Origin of the sequence: Aggregicoccus sp. 17bor-14 (assembly GCF_009659535.1) — a bacterium.
In the GTDB taxonomy this organism is placed as follows: Bacteria; Myxococcota; Myxococcia; order Myxococcales; family Myxococcaceae; genus Aggregicoccus.
Genome location: NZ_VJZZ01000005.1, coordinates 166,809 through 183,792, shown reverse-complemented (window position 1 = coordinate 183,792; position 16,984 = coordinate 166,809). Strand labels below are relative to the sequence as shown.

Below are 16,984 nucleotides of genomic sequence, written 5' to 3'. Positions count from 1 at the left end.
GCGGCTCAGATCGGGCGGACGTTCTGGGCCTGCAGGCCCTTGGGGCCGCGGGCGACCTCGAACTCCACCTTCTGGCCCTCGGCCAGAGTGCGGAACCCATCCGCCTGGATGGCGGTGTGGTGGCAGAAAACGTCCTCGCCGCCGCCGTCCTGGGTGATGAAGCCGAAGCCCTTCGCGTCGTTGAACCACTTCACGGTACCGGTTGCCATTCTCGTTCTTCTTTCCTTCGCTGGAGGGCGACTGCCGCCCCCCATTTCGGCCCTGTTGCGGGCCGAGGACCGTCCTCTAACCCACGCAGGTCCTCGTTGTCGAGCACACCCTCGCGGGCCTGCCCACCTAGGAACACCTCTGCCATGAACGCTTTTCCCGTCAGCGTGCGCTTTCCCGTCCAGTGGGGCGAGATGGACGCCTTCGGCCACGTGAACAACGCCCGCTTCCTCGCCTGGTTCGAGGCCGCCCGCATCGCCTACCTCGAGCGCGTGGGGCTGTGGAGCCAGCAGGCAGGCACGGGGCTCGGGGTGGGGCCCATCCTGGCCTCCGCGCAGGTGGACTACCTGCGCCCGGTGCTCTTCCCCGCCACGCTCGAGGTGGGCGCGCGGGTGGGGCGCCTGGGCAACACCAGCTTCCTCATGGAGTACGCGGTGGAGGACGCGCAGACCGGCGCCGCGTACGCGCGCGGCAGCACCACCATCGTCACCGTGCGCTACCCCACCTACGAGAAGGTCCCCCTGCCGCCCGCGCTGCGCGAGGCGATTCAGGGGCTCGAGGGTGGCCGCAGCCTCGACGCGCCCAAGCCGCGCTGAGGGAGGTGCATGTGTGCCGGCAGCGCATGGCCCGAAGGGCCAGGGCCATTGCCCGCAGCCCGGAAACTCAGCTGAACTGCGGAAGGACGGTGCAGGGGAGCGAGGCTGCTGGACACGGTCCGGCTCGCTCGGGGCGGGGGGGCGTTCCCCTGCGCCGTCCCGCCTCAGCCCTCGAGCGCCGCGGCCACCGCGCGCACGTGGGAGCGCACCTGAGCCCGCGCCCGCTCGAGCGCGCTGCCGTCCGCGGGCAGGTGCCCGAGGCACACCACCACGTCGTCCTCCGGCGCCGCGTGCGCTCCGAGCGCGGCGTAGTCGAGCGCCTGCAGCTGCGGCTCGCCGTCCGCGTCCGGGCGGAAGCGCCCGAAAACGCCGCCTGCGCGCGCGCCGCCCGGCGCCGCTCCGCGCGTCTCGGCGGCCGCGGCCTCCTTCAGCGCGAAGAGCCGGCGCAGGGCGGCGAGCGCGGGGCCGTGCGCGAGCAGCGCCTCGCAGGGCACCTCGCGCCCGCACTCCCACGCGAGCAGCCGCAGGCAGCCCTGCACGAATTCCACGTCGGTGATGACGAGGCCGTAGAGGTACCAGTCCGCGCACGCCGCCTGGACGAGCCGCGCCTGCGCATCCGAGAGCCAGCCGAAGGAGGGACAGGTGAAGGTCTCGCAGACCTCCGCGCGGTAGACGCCGCAGTCGCGCAGGTCCACGCCGCCCGTCACGCGCGGGTGCGCGAGGCAGCCCACGCGCTCCCCGCCGCTCCCGTCTGGAGGCAGGAAGCCCAGCAGCGGGCAGATGCGCACGGCGGGGAAGAGGGCGAGGGCGCGGTCCTCGTCGGCACTCGCGCGCGCCGCCTTGCGGAAGGCCGCGGGCTCGCGCGCCACGCCCTGGAGCCGGGCCGTGTGCCGCGCGAGGCGCTGCGCGAGCGCCTCGCGGGAGTGGTCGCGGAAGTTGTACAGCCCGCAGCACGCGCCGCAGGAGGCGCCGCCGCCGGGCTGGCACAGGTGGAAGGAGACGCTCATCGCGGGCGTCTCATCCCATACTCGCGCCTAGAGCGTGATGCCCATGTCGCCGGGCTGATCGAACGCGTGCTCGGAGGCACCGGGCTTCGCGCCGGTGTGGAAGAAGGGGCAGCGGGCGCAGGTGAAGCTCTCCCAGCCGGCGCGCACCGCCACGTCGATGCACGCGCCGTAGTGGCGGCAGTAGAGGTTGCGGAACTCGGAGATGGGTGCATCGGCACGCACCACCTTCTTCAGGGCGGTGGGACGGGGCTTGGCGCAGGGCACAGCGGGCCTCCTGGGGAGTTGGAAGGGCGGGGCGTGGATCGACGTAAAGGCGTCCTCCCCTGGTAGGAATGGCTACGCACCGCGCCAAGCCCCCATTCCCCACATGTGGGTCCACGCCTGCTCCCCCTCCGCTCCCTCCACCGGAGTGCAGGCGGGCGGCCAGCCCGCTCGACGGCTTGCTTGGTACTCCCACGGCCTTGCCCGAGAATGCAGGGGTGACCCACCCCCTCGCCGCCCGCCCCGCCTCCCCGCGCCGGCCTCTGGTTCTCATCCTGCCCCGGGTGCTGCTGCTGCTGCTGCTCGCGCTCGCCCTGCCGGGCTGCACCGCCTTCCACCGCGCCGTGAAGGAGGGCGACAAGGCGGCCGCCGCGCAGCAGTGGGCCGAGGCGGACGCCGCGTATGCGCGCGCCCTGGTGGTGGACTCGAGCGACTCCGAAATCCGGCTGAAGCAGCGCAAGGTGCGCGAGGCCTGGAGCGCGCAGGTGCTGGACGAGGCGCGCGGCAAGGAGAGCGACCTGCCCGAGGCGCAGCGGCTGCTCTTGCGCGCGCTGGAGCTGGACCCGGACAGCAGCGAGGCGCGCGCCGAGCTCGCGCGCGTGCTGGGCGCGCGCGTGGCGAAGGGCCAGGCGGCGCTGAAGGAGGAGCGCCTGGGCGATGCGCAGGCGGAGTTCGAAGGGGTGCTCGCCGTGGCCAGCCCGCCCGCCGCCTCCGAGCAGCTCGTGGCGGCGAAGGCCGGGCGGCTCAACGTGCAGGCGGCGTACGCGCAGCGCTGGTTTCGCGAGGCGGAGCGGCTCGAGGAGCGCGGCCTGCTGGGCAACGCGCTGGTGGGCTTCCTGCGCGCGGACCAGGAGCGCCCGGGCGCCACCGCAGCGCGCGAGCGCGCGGAGGGCCTGCGCCGCCGGCTGCGCGAGGAGGTGGCCTTCCTCGTCGTGGCGGGGCTGCCGGTGGACCGCGCGGACGCGCCCGACGTGGCGGCGCGCCTGGAGCCCGGGAGGCTCGCCACCTACCTGCCCACGCGCCTGCCGCTGCGCGTGGTGACGGATGCGCCGGCGGGGAAGGTGGGTGTGCGGCTCTCGCTCGCGCTGGAGCGGGTGCTCGCGCTCGAGGAGCAGACGCCCAGCCAGCGCACGAAGCGCTACCTCGCGGGGATGAAGGCGGTGCCCAACCCGGAGCGCAAGGACTTCGAGGGCAAGCTGCTGCAGACCGAGCGCACGCTCGAGGACGTGGAGCGCGCCGAGTCGCAGGCGCTGCGCGAGTACTTCAAGAAGGGCACCGAGCTGACGGCGGCGCGCACCGCGGCCGAGCGCTGCCGCGAGCGCGAGCGGCGCGACTGCCAGCGCGCGCTCGAGGCCTGCGGCCAGCTCGCCCAGGAGGCCACCCAGGTGGCGGCGCGCGCCGCCGCGGGCGGCAAGGCGGAGAAGCCCCCGGCGAGCCCCGACAAGGTGGCGGACGTGTGCTCCGCGGCGCGCTGCGGGGCGAGCGCGGCCTGCGCGGACGAGGAGAAGGCGCTCGTGCAGCGCCAGGACGTGGTGCACGCGCTGGAGGGCGAGCTGGAGGACGCGCAGCGCAAGAGCGAGCTGCAGCGGCGCGAGGTGCAGCGCGGGCGCGACGCGGTGTACCGCACGCCGCTCACCGTGGAGCAGCCCATGTACGCGGACTTCGTCTACGACGTGGAGACGCACCGGCGCGTGGTGAAGGCCACCGTCACCTCCGTGCTCGAGGACCTCGGGGCCGCCGGCACGCCCGCCCCGCGCACCCAGGACTACGCGGCGCAGTTCGAGGACGTGGCGCACAAGGGCTACGAGAAGTACGGCATCCTCGCGGACCCCGTGCAGCTCAAGAGCGCCGAGGAGCTGCGCGTGGAGGCCGGGGACCGGGCGGCCGAGGCCATCGCGAAGCAGGTGCGCGAGCGCTTCGACGTCTACCGCCAGGCGAAGGTCGCGGATGCGCGCCGCGGCATGGTGCGCCCGGCGGCCGAGGACGTGGTGGAGGCGGCCGTGCGCGCGCTGCTGCTCACCGCGGATGCGCCCCCGCAGGACGTGCTCGAGCCGCTCGCCCGCGCGCGCGGCCTCGCCCACCCCGAGGGCATCTTCCGCTCCGAGCCGGAGCCTCAGGCCTCCAGGCCGTAGCGCTTGAGCTTGTCGTAGAGCGTGCGCTCGCCGATGCCCAGCAGCTCGGCGGCGCGGCGGCGGTTGCCCCCCACCGCGGCGAGCGCCCGCGCGATGGCCTCCCGCTCCAGCTCCGCGAGGCTGCGCACCGCGCCTGCGGGCTCGACTGAAGACGGGGGCGGCGGCGCCACGGTGCTGCCCGGCACGCCCAGGTGCTCCTCGCCGATGAGCGCGGTCTCGCTGAGGATGGCGGCGCGCTCCAGCACGTTCGCGAGCTCGCGCACGTTGCCCGGCCAGCGGCCGAGGGCGAGCTGGCGCTCGGCGCCCGGGCTCAGCTGCAGCCCGGGGCGCTTGAGCTCGCGCGAGATGCGCGCGAGCAGCACGCGGGCGAGCGGCACGATGTCCGCGGGGCGCTCGCGCAGGGCGGGCAGCTGGATGGGGAACACCGAGAGCCGGTGGTAGAGGTCGTCGCGAAAGCGCCCCTCGGCGCGCATCGCGTCGAGGTCGCGGTTGGTGGCGGCCACCCAGCGCACGTCGATCTCCAGCGTGCGCGTGCCGCCCACGCGCTCGAAGCGCCGCTCCTGCAGCACGCGCAGGAGCTTCGCCTGCAGCTCGGGCTTGAGCTCGCCCACCTCGTCGAGGAAGAAGGTGCCGCCGTCGGCGAGCTCGAGCCGGCCGCGGCGCCGCTCGGTGGCGCCGGTGAAGGCCCCCTTCTCGTGCCCGAACAGCTCGCTCTCCAGCAGCGTCTCGGTGAGCGCCGCGCAGTTCACCGCCATGAAGGGCCCTGCTGCGCGCGGGCTCTGCGCGTGGATGGCGCGCGCCGCCACCTCCTTGCCGGTGCCGCTCTCGCCCAGCAGCAGCACCGTGGCGCTGGTGCGCGCCACCTTCCCGATGGCGTCCACCACCGGCGCCATCGCCGGGTCGCCGTAGCCCAGTGCAGGGCCCCGCTCGTCGAGCGCCGCGCCCTCCTCGCGGTTCTTCAGGCCCCGGCGCTCGAGCGCGCGGCTCACCACCAGCCGCAGCTCGTCCGGGCCGCTCAGGGGCTTGCGCAGGTAGTCGAAGGCGCCCAGCCGCATCGCCTCCACCGCCGTGTCGATGGTGCCGTGCGCAGTGAGCACCAGCGCCTCCATCTCCGGCTGCTCGGCGCGCACCTTGCGCAACAGCGCCATGCCGTCCAGCCCCGGCATCTTCAGGTCCGTGACGAGCAGGTCGAAGCCGCTCGAGTCCAGCTGCGCCGCAGCCTCGTGCCCGTCCTGCGCCAGCGTCACCGCGTGGCCGTCCAGCTCCAGCGTGTCGTGGATGAACTCGCGGATGCCCGCCTCGTCGTCCGCCACCAGGATGCGCGCCATCTCGCCGTCCTCTCTCCGCCTGCGCTAGCCGCGCGGGAGCACCACCGTGAAGAGCGCGCCCCCGCCGGGCGCCTCCTGCACCCGGATGCTGCCGCCGTGCTGCTCCACCACCCGGCGCGCCACCGCGAGCCCGAGCCCCGTGCCGCGGGTGCGCGTGGTGTGGAAGGGCTCGAAGATGCGCTCGCGCTCGGAGGGCGGCACGCCCGGCCCCGCGTCCTGCACGTCGAAGCGCAGCTGCCCCGCCTCCTCGCGCACGGAAGCGCGCACGGGCGCTCCCGTGGCGAGCGCGTTGTCCAGCAGGTTCACCAGCACCTGGCGGATGCGTTCCTTGTCCAGCAGCCAGGGCGCCCCGCTCTCCTGCGGCGCGAGCGCCAGCTGCCCGGGCGCGCTGCCCGTGCGCACCGCCTCGGCCGCCTCCTGCAGCAGCTCGGCAGGGGAGGCGGGCTCGCGGTGCAGCTCGCCGGTGCGCACGTACTCGAGCAGGCTGCCGGTGAGCCGCTCGAGCCGCACCGCCTCGTCCACCACCCGGCGCGCCTTGGCGCCGTGGCGCTCCGAGTCCGCGAGCGCGTGGGCGAGCAGCTGCGCGTTGCCCTTGAGCGAGGCGAGCGGGTTCTTGATCTCGTGCGCGAGCACCGCGGACATCTCCCCCAGTCCCGCGAGCCGCCGCTCGCGCTCGAGCTGCCGCTCCAGCTCCGCCTGCCGCAGCAGCCAGCGCAGCAGCAGCAGCGCGCCCGCGAACAGCGCCGCGGCCGCCACCGCGCCGATGGCCAGCGTGCGCACCGCCGCGCGCCGCAGCGCCTCTGCCTGCACCGGCTCCACCTCCAGCACCACCAGCGTGGGCCGGCCGCGCTCGCGCGCATTGCGCCCACCGAGTGCGGCCTCCTCCACCGGCACGCGCGCGCGGAAGGTGAGCCGCACCCGGTCTCCCACCCGCACCGGCTCCTCGGCGAGCGCGGCCACCCGTGCCGGATCCGGCAGGAGCGGTCCGCGCAGCTGCCCCACGCGCAGGGGCGCGTGCCCCCGGTCCAGCAGCACGAGCGCGCGAAGCCCCGCGGGGGTCTCGTCCTCGAGGATGGCCTGCAGCGCCGCCTCGCTCGGCGGCCCCTCCAATTCCAGCAGGTGCGCGCGCACCGCCTGCTGCACCGCGCTGGCCTGCCCGCGCAGGAGCGTGCTCGAGGCCGCGCGCACGCTCGCGTAGCTCGCCCACGCCGTCACCAGGAGCGCGCCGCCGAGCAGCGCGGCGCCCAGCAGCGCCACGAGGCGCGCCGCGGCGCCGCGCAGCCGCGGCGGCGGGCCCGAGCGGGAGGAGGCCGGCGCGCTCATCGCCGGCTAGCGGGGGCCGCCGCCGTGACGGCCGTGGCCGCCGCCCCAGCCCATGGGGCCGCCGTGGTCCATGCCCGCCTGGAACTCGGCGAGCGAGAGCTGCCCGTTGCCGTCCTTGTCCAGCTGCTTGAAGCGCTCGGCCAGCATCGAGTCGCGCATCGCCTTGCGCTCGGTGTCGTCGAGCGTGCCGTCCTTGTTCTTGTCGAACTGGGCGAGCTTCTCGGCGCGCAGCTTCTCGCGGTCGGCGCGCATCGCCGCGCGCTCGGTGTCGTCGAGCTTGCCGTTCTTGTTCGTGTCGTACTTCTGCAGCACCTCGGGAGGAGGCATGTGGCCTTCGCCCTCCTTGCCCTCCTGCGCGAAGCCCACCCCGGCCGCCGTGAGCGAGCCCAGCACCACCATCGCCAGCGCCTTGCGGTTCATCGATCGCATCGTGTCTCTCCTTGCTGCGGGTTGATGCGCTCTCCTTGAGCAACGCGCGGGCCAAGGGGCTTCACGGCGCCAAGCGCGCGACATCACGGGACAACGCTGCGCGCGGACAGCAGGGCCGCGGAGCAGTCTGCCAGATCCGCAGAGGGGGGCCTGCGGAACCTGCAGGCCCTGCAGGCTCCGAGCCCCGCACGCCGAGCAGGCAGGCGCGCGCGCCCTAGTCGAGCGCCGTGCTCACCTCGCGCGCCTGCTCCCGCAGCTGCGCGAGGCGCCGGCGGCGCGAGGGGCCGATGCCCAGGTGCACCAGCGCCGAGAGCACCCCGATGCCGAGGCACGCGCCCCACAGCGGCAGCGCGCCCAGGTGCCCCAGCGCCCAGCCGCCGGCGGCCGGCGCCGCGCACGCCGCCAGGCCCCAGAGCATGTGGTACGCGCCCTGGTAGCTGCCGCGCAGGTGCACCGGCGCCAGGTCCGACACCACCGCGGGCGCGACGGGCGCCTGGGCAATCTCTCCCAGCGTCCACACCGCCACGGCGAAGCGCGCGCCCACCACGCTGTCGTTGAGCGCGTGCATCCCGAAGCCCAGGCCCGTGAGGGCCGCGCTGAGCGCGAGCGCGCTGGAGCGCCGCATGCGCCCCACCAGCCGGTTGGCGAAGGGCTGCACCAGCACGATGAGCAGGCCGTTCACCGCGAGCACGCTGCCGAAGGTCTGCGGCGAGGCGCCGCGCGCGCTCAGGTCCAGGGGCAGCGCCGAGTGGCTCTGGAAGAAGACGAAGGCCACCGCGAGCACCGGCAGCCCGAAGGCGACGAACACCGGGTCCGCGAGCGGCGTGAGCAGCCCGCCCTGCGCGTGCGTGCCCTCGCTGCCGCGCGCGGGCCGCGTCTCCGGCACGCGCAGCAGCACGAGCAGGCCGTAGAGGAAGGTGGTCGCCGCGTCCGCGAGGAAGAGCAGCAGGTAGCTGCGCTGGGCCATCCACCCGGCGAGCGGCGGCGCGACGGCGAAGCCCAGGTTGATGACCCAGTAGAGCAGCCCGAAGGCGCGCGGGCGCTCCGGCGGCGCCACCACGTCGGAGATCGCCGCGAGCACCGCAGGCCGGTACATCTCGCCGAGCAGCCCGAGCGTGAAGGTGGCGACGGCGATCTCGACGTGGCTGCGCGCGAAGCCCAGCAGCGCCATGGCGAGCGAGCCCAGCCACAGCCCGCCCACCAGCGTGAAGCGCCGCCCCACGCGGTCCGCGAGCTGCCCGCCCAGCGGCGCCGCGAGCACCGCGCCCGCGCCGTGCAGGCTCGCCATCAGCCCCGCCTGCGCCACGCTGAAGCCGCGCTCGCGCGTGAGGTAGAAGGCGAGGAAGGGCACCACGAAGCCGCCCAGGCGGTTCACGAAGGTGCCCACCCACAGGTACCAGTAGACGGGCGGCAGGCCGCCGGCCGCGCCCCGCACGAAGGTGGCGAGGCGGCCCCGGCCCTGTGCTCCGCCCTCCGGCTGCATGCCCGTCTCCTCCTGCGCTGCGCGGGCGCGCATGATGGGTCAGCGGCGCGCCGGGCACAAAGCCCTTTCGGGTGCCCGCACCCGCGTGCGAGCGTGCACGCGCGATGGGTGCGCGGCGATGAGCGTGGTGCTGGGCCTGCTGGGCGGCTGCCTGCTGCTGGGAGCGCTCGCGCGCCGCAGCGCGCGCTTTCCCGCGAACACCCCGCTCGCGCTCAACGCCTTCGTGATGAACGTGGCCTTGCCCGCGCTGGTGCTCAACGTGGTGCACGCGCTGCACGTGCGCCCGGCGCTGCTCGCGGCGGCCGCGGCCCCCTGGGGCGTGTTCTTCGGCTCGCTGCTGCTGGTGCGGCTCACCGGCGCGCGCCTCGGGCTCTCGCCGCAGAGCCAGGCCGCGCTCGCGCTCACCGCGGGGCTGGGCAACACCTCCTTCGTGGGCCTGCCCATGGCCGAGGCGCTGCTGGGCCCGAAGGGCGTGGAGGTGGCCGTGGTGGTGGATCAGCTCGGCTCCTTCCTCGCGCTGGCCACCGTGGCGAGCGCCGTGGCGGCGCGCGCGAGCAGCGGAGGCGGCAGTGGGCGCGAGGTGCTGCGCCGCGTGCTCACCTTTCCCTCGTTCATCGCGCTGGTGCTGGCGTTCGCCACCCACGCCTTCGCCTACCCGGCGTGGCTGGACACCTCGCTCGCGCGGCTGGGGGCGCTGCTCACCCCGCTCGCGCTCTTCTCGGTGGGCTTCTCGCTGCGGCTCTCGGGGCTCTCCGCGCACCGGAGCGCGCTCGCGGTGGGGCTCGGCTACAAGATGCTGCTCGCGCCGCTCGTCACGGCGCTGCTCTTCCGCCTGCTGCCCTCGGGTGACCCGGTGCTCGCCGAGGCCACGGTGCTGCAGGTGGGAACGGCGCCCATGGTGAGCGCCGCGCTGCTCGCGGCGGAGCGCCGGCTGGACCCGGAGCTCGCGACCCGCATGGTGGGGCTGGGAATTCCCCTCTCCCTGCTGAGCGCGCCCGCACTGCTGTGGCTGATGCGGGCGTGCGGGATGTGAGGCGCGGAGGCGCTGTGACTTACGCGAGCGCGTCCGTGGCGTAGATGAGCTCCAGGCTGTCCTTCTTCATGCGCAGCTGGGGCTTGGAGAGGTGGTGGCAGGTGGGGCAGTAGCTGTGCGCTCCTGCAGGCGTGGCGCGGATGTCCACCGCGCCGCCGCACAGCACGCAGCCCTCGGGGAGGGTGAAGTCCGCGACGCGCTCACCCCGGTCTTCGGTCGATTGAGTCATGCACTTGAGTTAACGCAGAAAGCGGCGCGCACAAGGACCCGTGGGCCAGGGATGACAGGCCGGTACTCTTTACCGATCGCCCGGCCGCACGCCTCCTGCGACTCCCCGCAAGTGCCCGAATACACGCGCAGGCCGCGTGGCACGCCGCTTCCATGCAGGTGGGTCCCCTGGAAGTGCAGAACGCAGGGGGGGAGGGCGTGATGGGGGGATTGGACGAGGTGAGCGAGCAGGACCTCGAGCGCGCCATCGAGCGCAGCTTCGACGCGGGCGTGGAGTCCTCCGCGCCGCCCAGCCCGCCGGTGGCGCTGGTGCGCGAGCGGCGCGGCTGGAGCGTGCACGTGCGGCTGCAGGACGGCAGCGTGCGCCGCTACCCCTACGCGAGCGAGGCCCAGGCGCGCTTCTTCGCCGCGGTGTTCGCGCTGGGGCCGCGCGTGCTGCCGCTGCCCTCGCCGCGCCGCCGCCGCACGTCGCCCCGCGCGGCGCAGCCGAGCGCGCTGCGCAGCGCGGCCGCCCGGGCCGCCGCCGGCGTCTGACGCCCGGCTTCTGACGCCCGTCAGCGCCGCTGCAGGACGCACCCGAGCATGTGCCGTGCACCGCGCGGCCCTTCAAGGTATGTGGGGGGACAATCAATCGTCCCTTTGCCGCACGCAAGGAGCCCCCGTCCCATGAGCCAGAGCGAGCGCCGCCCCTTCATCCACCGCCCCAAGCGCGAGGACATCACCCGCGAGCCGGATCCGGCGGGCCGCTACACGGACCAGTTCCCGGACATGATCGGCTACCGCAACCAGGGTGGCGGCAAGGTGCCCGAGGACTTCGCCTGGAACACCAACCCGAAGCAGTGGCAGGAGGAGCTCACCGAGGGCACGCTCGCCGAGCGCTACCAGGCGCTGCGCGTGCTCCCCGAGCGCCCCGCCCAGGCGCAGCTGCCCGAGGGCAGCCCGAAGCCCGAAGGCGCGAAGTAGCACCCCGCCTGCGAGCCGCTAGTCGCCGCCGGTGAGCGCGTCCGGCAGCGGGCGCACCAGGCGCACCGCGCTCGCGGGCGCCTGCACGAGCGGCAGCGCGTCGCGGCCCACCGGCGCGAAGGCCTGCGCGCTGCGCAGCACCAGGTCGCGCAGCTCGGCGCGCAGGTCGTGGTGCACCTCGCGCAGCTCGCGCGCGAGCTCCTGCGGCTCGCCGTCGCGCTCCGGGCGCCGCAGCCGCTCGCCCAGCACCTGGGCCCGCGCGCCGAGGCGCGCCGCGGCCAGCCCCAGCGAGAGCGCCGCCTGCTCCGCGGGCTGCGCACGCACGATGGGCGCGCCGTCGCTCGCCGTGTAGTCCTCCGGCGGCTGGGTGGGGAAGTCCATGCGCACCCGCGCGAGCAGCCGCTGCAGCGCCGCGAGCGTGTCGCGCACCGCGGGGGCCACGTGCTCCCAGGGGCTCAGGCGCGCGGGGTCTGCCCCCGGCTCGTCGAGCCCCTCGGGGGCGAGCACCAGGCGCTCCACCTCCTCGAGCGCCTCGCGCGCCGCGCTCCACACGCGCGCGAGCCGCTCCGCGAGGTAGCGATCCGGCAGCGCCGCCAGCAGCTGCTGCAGCCGCGGGGGCAGGGTGAGCGCCGGACCGGAAGGGACGAGCTCCGATGACAGGGCATGCATGCGGGCCTCCTCGTGCCGGGCCACTGCCCAGCCAAGCGTACCGGCGAGGCTAGGGAGGGCGCTCACCTGCGCACACCTGACCACCAGTCGCAGCAGGCTGACCGCTACGCGTCACCCGCACCGCGTGGCCGGGACCGAGTGATCGCTGCAATCCAGAGCGGAAAATTAATCTGTTGGTCGCAGATCACTTCGCTGTGCGTGAAGGCTTGCCCACATTGCGCGCGTGCGGGGGCCGCCTCACTTTGGCCTTGCATACCGATCGCGGCCTGCTGCGCGCACGACGGAGGGCGCTCTTTCCAAGGTGGGAGCGCCCTCCGTTTTCCATTTCTGGGGCCTCGAGTTGGCGTCAGTCCCCTGCGCGCAGCCAGGCGAGCAGCGCGTCCGGCGCGTCCACGTGCACGAAGTGGCCGGCCTCCGGCAGCGTCGCCACCGGGACGCCCGCGGCCTCGAGCCTGCGCAGGTCTGCGTCCGTCACGTAGCCCGCGCGCCCGCCGCGGATGCAGCGCAGCGGCGGGTGCGGCTCGCGCTCCACCAGCGCCCAGAGGTCCTGGCTGTTCACGCGCGCGTGCAGCCGCGCGAGCGCCTCGCGGTCGAAGCGCCAGGTGACGCCGCCGCCGTCCACGGGCCGCAGGTTCATCAGGAGCCAGTCGGTGAGCGGCGCGCTGAGGCCGCGCTCGAGCAGGGCCGTGCGCATGGTGCGCCGGTCGGGCGCCTGCGCCGGCGCCTCGAGCAGCCGCTCCAGCACGCCGGAGCTCTCGCTCATCGCCGCGGGGATGGGCGAGGGCGTGATGTCCAGCAGGTCCACCCGGCCCACGTCCGCGCCGAAGCGCGCGCCGGCCACGAGCGACACGCGCCCGCCCAGCGAGTGCCCCACGAAGTGCAGCGGGCCGGTGAGCCCGCCCTCGCGCGCGCTCGCCACCACGTCCGCCGCGAGCGTCTCCAGCGTCGCCCCCTCGGGCAGCGGCGGCGAGCTGCCGTGGCCGGTGAGGTCCGGCAGGAAGAAGCGGCGCTGCGGGTCCACGGCGCTCCACGCGCTCGCCAGCGAGCGAAGGTTGCGCCCACTGCCGAGGAAGCCGTGCAGCAGCACCGTGGCCACCGGCCCTTCACCCACCTGGAAGCTCTCGAGTGCCATCGTGACGTCATCCTCTCCGGCTGCAGCGGCGCGCCCGCTTGACGTGGGCAGGCGCCGGCGCGCTTCATACCCGCTCTGCCTGCTTCCCACTACGAGGTGCTTCGTGACCGCGCTGCTGCTGCTCTCGCTGCTCTCCGCCTCGCCTGCCCACCCGTCCCCCGCGGCGCCCCGGAGCGAGGCCGCGGTGGCCCAGGTCCTCGACGCGTGGCACGCGGCCGCGGCCGCCGCGGACGAGGAGCGCTACTTCTCCTTCTTCACGCCGGACGCCGTCTTCCTCGGCACGGACGCGACCGAGCGCTGGACGCGCGACGAGTTCAAGGCCTGGGCGCACCCCTACTTCGCGCGCAAGAAGGCCTGGAGCTTCAAGGCGGTGCAGCGGCACGTGAGCTTCTCGAAGGACGGGCAGCTCGCCTGGTTCGACGAGGCACTCGACACGCCGAACATGGGCCCTGCGCGCGGCTCGGGCGTGCTCGTCCGCTCGGGGGATGCGTGGCGCATCGCCCAGTACAACCTCTCCATCCCCATCCCCAACGCCGTGACGAAGGACGTGAAGGCGCTGGTCGAGAAGGCGCTCGCGGGGACGCCGCAGAAGTAGCCCGCCTCCCTCACCGGCTCACGCGTGCGGGTCCTGCGCCTCGCCCGTCATGGGGACGAAGCGCACGGGCAGCAGCGCCTTCACGCGCGGCATGCCGTCCCCCGCGCCCTTCTCCACGAGCACCAGCTGCTGGTGCTCGCTCTGCTCACCCACGGGCGCGACGAGCCGGCCGCCCGGGATGAGCTGCTCGATGAGCGCGCCGGGAATCTGCGCCGGTGCGGCCGTGAGCAGGATGGCGTCGAAGGGCGCGGCCTCCGGCCAGCCGAGGCTCCCGTCGCCCTGGCGGCAGAAGACGTTGGGCAGGCGCAGCTCGCGCTCGAGCAGGGTGCGCGCGCTCGCCGCCAGCTCGGGGATGATCTCCACCGTGTAGACCTCGGCGCACAGCTGCGAGAGCACGGCCGCCTGGTAGCCGGAGCCGGTGCCGATCTCCAGCACCCGCTCGTGGCCCATCAGCCGCAAGGCCTCGCTCATGTAGGCCACCACGTAGGGCTGGCTGATGGTCTGCCCGTAGCCGATGGGCAGCGGGTAGTTGCCGCTCGCCATCCCCACGCTCTGCTGGGGCACGAAGCGGCTGCGCTCGAGCGCGGCGATCGCCGCCAGCACCCGCCGGTCCCGGATTCCCTCGCGCCCCAGAATCTCCGCCAGCTCCCAGTCGGCCATGCCCTCAAGGGTAGGCAGCCCGGGACGCGGCGCGTAGTGCAGGACGGCGTGCAGGCGCCGCTCCTCCGCCTGCCTGGCGAGAGGCCCTCAGAGGCCGGAGGGGAAGGTCTCCGGCACCTCGTCCTCCGAGCGCCCGGCGTCCGCGTCCAGCGCGCGCAGCGCGTGGCTCTCGTCGAAGTGCATCACCGCGTCGAACTGCGCGGGGAGCTCGGCCTCGAAGTAGTGGCTCCAGCGCTCGGTGGCGGGCGCGTACACCACGCCGATCGCCCGCTCGAGGCGCCGCTCGCGCAGCGCGCCGCTCGCCGCCTCGCCGAGGTCCTGCATGCGCAGCAGGAAGTTCGGCATGCCCGCGTGCGTGCCCGCCTGGTGGAAGAGCGCCTCGTAGGAGTCCGCGAGCCCGGGGCGCACGGTGCGCACCAGCCCCGGCGAGTCCCACTCGCGCGCCGCGAGCACGGTGCCGCTGAAGGTGGTGAAGCCGAGGTTGAAGGCCTCGCGCCCGTGGCGCTGGCGCACGAGCTGGCCGAGGTTCAGCTCGCCCTCGTCCCCCATGCCCGTGGCGCGCGCGTCGCCCAGGTGCGAGTTGTGCGCCCACACGACGATGCGCGCCGGGTGGCCGTTGCGGCGCTCCAGGTGCTCGGCGAGCCGGTCCAGCGTGTCCGCCATGTGCGTGTCGCGCAGGTTCCACGAGGCGTGGCGCCCCGCGAACATCGCGCGCGCGTACGCCTCGGCGTTCTTCGCGAGGTGCGCGTTCTGCTCGGCGTGGAAGTGCGAGTCCGGGTCGCCGTGCGGGGGCACGCGCTGCTGCAGCTCGAGCAGCTGATGCACCACCGCCTGCTCGCAGCTGGAGGTGAGGCCGTAGCCCGCGGCCTCGGCGTACTCGTGCGGGTCGTGCCCGTACTGCTCGAAGCAGGAGTAGCGCGCGCGGGCCCGGGCCGCGGCCGCCGGGTCGTGCTTCTCGAGGTAGGAGACGACGGCGCGGATGGAGGCGTGCAGGCTGTAGAGGTCCAGCCCGTAGAAGCCCGCGTGCCGGGCCTCCGCGCGCATCCACGCGAGCAGCTCGCGCACCTCCTCGTTGCGCCACATCCAGCGGGGGAAGCGGGTGAAGGTCGCGAGCGCCTCGTCCGGGCTGTCGTCCGGAGCCTCGCGGCCGCGCACGTAGTCGTTGAGGCAGAGCGCGTCCGGCCAGTCGGCCTCCACCGCGACCGCGTCGAAGCCCCGCTCGGCGAGCAGGCGCTGCGTGAGCTGGGCGCGCGTGCGGTAGAACTCGTGCGTGCCGTGGGTCGCCTCACCCAGGAGCACGAAGCGCGCATCTCCGATGGCCTCGAGCAGCGGGCCGAGCTCCCGGGCATCGCCGTGGTAGGGCAGGGCTGCGCAGCAGAGCCCGTCGAGCAACGCACGCGAGGGTGAGGATGGTTCCGAGCGCATACAGCCAAAGTGCAGCAGCCCCATCAGCGAGCACCGGGCGGCCCGCCGTGCCCCTGTCCCCTCTCCCCCTGGGAGAGGGTGAGGGATGACGCTCCTCTCGCTGTCGCCCGATGAGCTCGCGCAGGACGCTGCCCTCTGGACGCTCTACGCCCAGGCCTTCCCCGCCTCGGAGCGCGAGCCGCCCGAGGTCATCCTGCGCTCACTCCGCCTGGGCGTGGGGCGCGCCCTCGCCGCGCGCGAGGGCGGCGTCACGCAGGGGCTCGCGGTGCTGCACCTGCTGCAGGACCCGGATGTGGTGTTCCTCGTCTACCTCGCGCTCGCACCAGGCGTGCGGGGGCAGGGGAGGGGAGGCGCGCTGCTGGAGGCCGCGTGGCGCGAGGGGGCCGCAGCGCTCGCCGCGCAGGGGCGGGTGGCGCGCGGGCTGGTCTGGGAGGTGGACCCGCCCGAGACGGCGCCGGACGCGGCCGAGCGTGCGGTGCGTGAGCGGCGCCTGCGCTTCTTCACCCGCGCGGGCGCGCAGCCGCTGCCCACCGCGTACCTGCAGCCGCCCCTCGCCGCGGGCGCCGGGCCACTGCCGATGCGGCTGCTGTACCGCGCGGCCACCGCCCATCCGGTCGAATCGTTCGAGCCGGAGGCGCTGGTGCGGGCGATGTACGCCCAGAAGTACGGCGCGGTGAACAGGCTCCCGGCCGCGCTGCTCGAGGGGCTGCTCACACGCGGCTGATCCGCGCCCCTCCTGTCAATTTTTCAGGCTGCGGGCGCCCGTCGGGATCGTCCTTGCCGGCGCGCGTGCGGGGCCTGGGCGCGCCCGCTCCCGTCGCGACGTGGGCTTGAGATGTCCACTGGTGGGAAGAGAGGGTGCCCGCCGGTCTGCGCACGGATCATGCACAGCTCCGGGTGCCAGCAACGGGAGGGTCGAATGGGCGAGGCCATGCGGGTGACGGGGAGGATGGTGGTGGCGGCGGCCGCGCTGTGGAGCAGCGTGTCGGACGCACGGGTGGTCGCGAACGTGGAGCTCGCCGAGACGGTGCAGGTCGAGGGCCGCGAGCTGCGGCTGCGGCGCGCCGCGCTCAAGGAGAAGCTCTGGTTCGACGTGTTCGTGTGGGGCCTCTACATGGAGGCGGACCCGCGCACGACGCAGGAGGCGCTCTCCAAGCCCTGCGCGAAGCGGCTGCACATCACGCTCAAGCGCAACCTGCGCCGCGAGCAGCTGGTGGAGAACATCCGCTCCACGCTGGGCACCGCGTCGTCGATGCAGTCGCCCGAGATGAAGGCGGGGCTCGAGCAGTTCATCGGCGCGCTGCGCGACGTGCGCAAGGGCGAGGACCTGCTCATCACCTACGTGCCGGGGCAGGGCACCTACGTGACGGGCCAGGTGCGCGAGGATGCATTCATCGCGGGCAAGCCCTTCGCGGATGCGCTCTTCGCCGCGTGGCTGGAGCGCAACCCGCTGTAGGCGCATCGGGGGCGTGCGCGGACTCGCATCCCGCGCAAAAGCAGACTAGGCAGTGCT

The 16,984-nt window shown here is 74.5% G+C and carries 20 protein-coding genes; 8 read left to right on the top strand and 12 right to left on the bottom strand.

What is annotated here, in order from left to right; genetic code table 11:
- Positions 1-5: 5 nt before the first annotated feature.
- Positions 6-209, bottom strand: coding sequence for a cold-shock protein (locus FGE12_RS11750; RefSeq protein WP_153866514.1), 204 nt, complete (start codon positions 207-209; stop codon positions 6-8).
- A gap of 144 nt (positions 210-353) precedes the next feature.
- On the opposite strand from FGE12_RS11750, the gene FGE12_RS11745 reads away from it, so the two are divergent.
- On the top strand, positions 354-803 hold the full coding sequence (locus tag FGE12_RS11745; RefSeq protein ID WP_153866513.1) for a thioesterase family protein: 450 nt from the start codon (positions 354-356) through the stop codon (positions 801-803).
- Positions 804-967: 164 nt separating this feature from the next.
- Here the strand turns inward: FGE12_RS11745 and FGE12_RS11740 are convergent, their stop codons facing one another.
- Together FGE12_RS11740 and FGE12_RS11735 are read right to left on the bottom strand one after the other, a co-directional pair.
- Positions 968-1,810, bottom strand: coding sequence for a hypothetical protein (locus FGE12_RS11740; RefSeq protein WP_153866512.1), 843 nt, complete (start codon positions 1,808-1,810; stop codon positions 968-970).
- Between the two features lie 27 nt (positions 1,811-1,837).
- Positions 1,838-2,074 carry a hypothetical protein gene (locus FGE12_RS11735; RefSeq protein ID WP_194797809.1) on the bottom strand — a complete coding sequence of 79 codons (237 nt, stop codon included), beginning with the start codon at positions 2,072-2,074 and terminating at the stop codon, positions 1,838-1,840.
- A gap of 215 nt (positions 2,075-2,289) precedes the next feature.
- Here FGE12_RS11735 and traC point away from each other — a divergent pair, with 215 nt between their 5' ends.
- A complete protein-coding gene (gene traC / locus FGE12_RS11730; protein WP_228530749.1) occupies positions 2,290-4,203 on the top strand; it encodes an outer membrane exchange accessory lipoprotein TraC in 1,914 nt (637 codons plus the stop codon).
- On the opposite strand, the gene FGE12_RS11725 is transcribed toward traC, so the two are convergent.
- From FGE12_RS11725 to FGE12_RS11710, 4 genes are all read right to left on the bottom strand, one after another.
- A complete protein-coding gene (locus tag FGE12_RS11725; protein ID WP_153866511.1) occupies positions 4,185-5,531 on the bottom strand; it encodes a sigma-54 dependent transcriptional regulator in 1,347 nt (448 codons plus the stop codon). The two genes, traC and FGE12_RS11725, sit on opposite strands and share 19 nt — an antisense overlap.
- A 24-nt stretch (positions 5,532-5,555) precedes the next feature.
- Positions 5,556-6,854 carry a nitrogen regulation protein NR(II) gene (locus FGE12_RS11720; protein WP_153866510.1) on the bottom strand — a complete coding sequence of 433 codons (1,299 nt, stop codon included), beginning with the start codon at positions 6,852-6,854 and terminating at the stop codon, positions 5,556-5,558.
- A 6-nt stretch (positions 6,855-6,860) separates the two neighbouring features.
- Positions 6,861-7,283 carry a hypothetical protein gene (locus FGE12_RS11715; RefSeq protein WP_194797808.1) on the bottom strand — a complete coding sequence of 141 codons (423 nt, stop codon included), beginning with the start codon at positions 7,281-7,283 and terminating at the stop codon, positions 6,861-6,863.
- A gap of 214 nt (positions 7,284-7,497) precedes the next feature.
- Positions 7,498-8,799 (bottom strand): MFS transporter, encoded by a 1,302-nt coding sequence (locus FGE12_RS11710; RefSeq protein WP_228530748.1) that lies wholly within the window; start codon positions 8,797-8,799, stop codon positions 7,498-7,500.
- Between the two features lie 85 nt (positions 8,800-8,884).
- Between FGE12_RS11710 and FGE12_RS11705 the strand changes: the two genes are divergently transcribed.
- Positions 8,885-9,799, top strand: a complete 915-nt coding sequence (locus tag FGE12_RS11705) for an AEC family transporter (protein WP_153866508.1) — start codon at positions 8,885-8,887, stop codon at positions 9,797-9,799.
- A 19-nt stretch (positions 9,800-9,818) separates the two neighbouring features.
- On the opposite strand, the gene FGE12_RS11700 is transcribed toward FGE12_RS11705, so the two are convergent.
- Positions 9,819-10,028 (bottom strand): hypothetical protein, encoded by a 210-nt coding sequence (locus FGE12_RS11700; protein WP_153866507.1) that lies wholly within the window; start codon positions 10,026-10,028, stop codon positions 9,819-9,821.
- A 200-nt stretch (positions 10,029-10,228) separates the two neighbouring features.
- Between FGE12_RS11700 and FGE12_RS11695 the strand changes: the two genes are divergently transcribed.
- Positions 10,229-10,561 carry a hypothetical protein gene (locus tag FGE12_RS11695; RefSeq protein ID WP_228530747.1) on the top strand — a complete coding sequence of 111 codons (333 nt, stop codon included), beginning with the start codon at positions 10,229-10,231 and terminating at the stop codon, positions 10,559-10,561.
- Positions 10,562-10,693: 132 nt separating this feature from the next.
- Positions 10,694-10,990, top strand: a complete 297-nt coding sequence (locus FGE12_RS11690; protein WP_153866506.1) for a hypothetical protein — start codon at positions 10,694-10,696, stop codon at positions 10,988-10,990.
- Positions 10,991-11,008: 18 nt separating this feature from the next.
- On the opposite strand, the gene FGE12_RS11685 is transcribed toward FGE12_RS11690, so the two are convergent.
- Both FGE12_RS11685 and FGE12_RS11680 read right to left on the bottom strand, forming a co-directional pair.
- Entirely contained in the window at positions 11,009-11,659 is a 651-nt protein-coding gene (locus FGE12_RS11685) for a hypothetical protein (protein ID WP_153866505.1), read from the bottom strand.
- A 346-nt stretch (positions 11,660-12,005) separates the two neighbouring features.
- On the bottom strand, positions 12,006-12,791 hold the full coding sequence (locus FGE12_RS11680; RefSeq protein WP_153866504.1) for an alpha/beta fold hydrolase: 786 nt from the start codon (positions 12,789-12,791) through the stop codon (positions 12,006-12,008).
- A 103-nt stretch (positions 12,792-12,894) separates the two neighbouring features.
- Here FGE12_RS11680 and FGE12_RS11675 point away from each other — a divergent pair, with 103 nt between their 5' ends.
- Positions 12,895-13,386: a nuclear transport factor 2 family protein gene (locus tag FGE12_RS11675; RefSeq protein ID WP_194797807.1), complete on the top strand. Its 492-nt coding sequence runs from the start codon at positions 12,895-12,897 to the stop codon at positions 13,384-13,386.
- Positions 13,387-13,404: 18 nt separating this feature from the next.
- On the opposite strand, the gene FGE12_RS11670 is transcribed toward FGE12_RS11675, so the two are convergent.
- On the bottom strand, positions 13,405-14,046 hold the full coding sequence (locus tag FGE12_RS11670) for a protein-L-isoaspartate(D-aspartate) O-methyltransferase (RefSeq protein ID WP_153866503.1): 642 nt from the start codon (positions 14,044-14,046) through the stop codon (positions 13,405-13,407).
- A gap of 87 nt (positions 14,047-14,133) precedes the next feature.
- A complete protein-coding gene (locus FGE12_RS11665; protein WP_228530746.1) occupies positions 14,134-15,438 on the bottom strand; it encodes an erythromycin esterase family protein in 1,305 nt (434 codons plus the stop codon).
- Positions 15,439-15,556: 118 nt separating this feature from the next.
- Between FGE12_RS11665 and FGE12_RS11660 the strand changes: the two genes are divergently transcribed.
- Together FGE12_RS11660 and FGE12_RS11655 are read left to right on the top strand one after the other, a co-directional pair.
- A complete protein-coding gene (locus FGE12_RS11660; RefSeq protein WP_153866501.1) occupies positions 15,557-16,195 on the top strand; it encodes a GNAT family N-acetyltransferase in 639 nt (212 codons plus the stop codon).
- Between the two features lie 195 nt (positions 16,196-16,390).
- On the top strand, positions 16,391-16,927 hold the full coding sequence (locus FGE12_RS11655; RefSeq protein ID WP_194797806.1) for a chalcone isomerase family protein: 537 nt from the start codon (positions 16,391-16,393) through the stop codon (positions 16,925-16,927).
- Positions 16,928-16,984: the final 57 nt, after the last annotated feature.

Coding starts and splice junctions, on each gene's coding strand:
- FGE12_RS11750 (WP_153866514.1), bottom strand. CDS start 209: ATGGCAACCGGTACCGTGAAGTGGTTCAACGACGCGAAGGGCTTCGGC.
- FGE12_RS11745 (WP_153866513.1), top strand. CDS start 354: ATGAACGCTTTTCCCGTCAGCGTGCGCTTTCCCGTCCAGTGGGGCGAG.
- FGE12_RS11740 (WP_153866512.1), bottom strand. CDS start 1,810: ATGAGCGTCTCCTTCCACCTGTGCCAGCCCGGCGGCGGCGCCTCCTGC.
- FGE12_RS11725 (WP_153866511.1), bottom strand. CDS start 5,531: ATGGCGCGCATCCTGGTGGCGGACGACGAGGCGGGCATCCGCGAGTTC.
- FGE12_RS11720 (WP_153866510.1), bottom strand. CDS start 6,854: ATGAGCGCGCCGGCCTCCTCCCGCTCGGGCCCGCCGCCGCGGCTGCGC.
- FGE12_RS11715 (WP_194797808.1), bottom strand. CDS start 7,283: ATGCGATCGATGAACCGCAAGGCGCTGGCGATGGTGGTGCTGGGCTCG.
- FGE12_RS11710 (WP_228530748.1), bottom strand. CDS start 8,799: ATGCGCGCCCGCGCAGCGCAGGAGGAGACGGGCATGCAGCCGGAGGGC.
- FGE12_RS11705 (WP_153866508.1), top strand. CDS start 8,885: ATGAGCGTGGTGCTGGGCCTGCTGGGCGGCTGCCTGCTGCTGGGAGCG.
- FGE12_RS11700 (WP_153866507.1), bottom strand. CDS start 10,028: ATGACTCAATCGACCGAAGACCGGGGTGAGCGCGTCGCGGACTTCACC.
- FGE12_RS11695 (WP_228530747.1), top strand. CDS start 10,229: ATGGGGGGATTGGACGAGGTGAGCGAGCAGGACCTCGAGCGCGCCATC.
- FGE12_RS11690 (WP_153866506.1), top strand. CDS start 10,694: ATGAGCCAGAGCGAGCGCCGCCCCTTCATCCACCGCCCCAAGCGCGAG.
- FGE12_RS11685 (WP_153866505.1), bottom strand. CDS start 11,659: ATGCATGCCCTGTCATCGGAGCTCGTCCCTTCCGGTCCGGCGCTCACC.
- FGE12_RS11680 (WP_153866504.1), bottom strand. CDS start 12,791: ATGGCACTCGAGAGCTTCCAGGTGGGTGAAGGGCCGGTGGCCACGGTG.
- FGE12_RS11670 (WP_153866503.1), bottom strand. CDS start 14,046: ATGGCCGACTGGGAGCTGGCGGAGATTCTGGGGCGCGAGGGAATCCGG.
- FGE12_RS11660 (WP_153866501.1), top strand. CDS start 15,557: ATGACGCTCCTCTCGCTGTCGCCCGATGAGCTCGCGCAGGACGCTGCC.
- FGE12_RS11655 (WP_194797806.1), top strand. CDS start 16,391: ATGGGCGAGGCCATGCGGGTGACGGGGAGGATGGTGGTGGCGGCGGCC.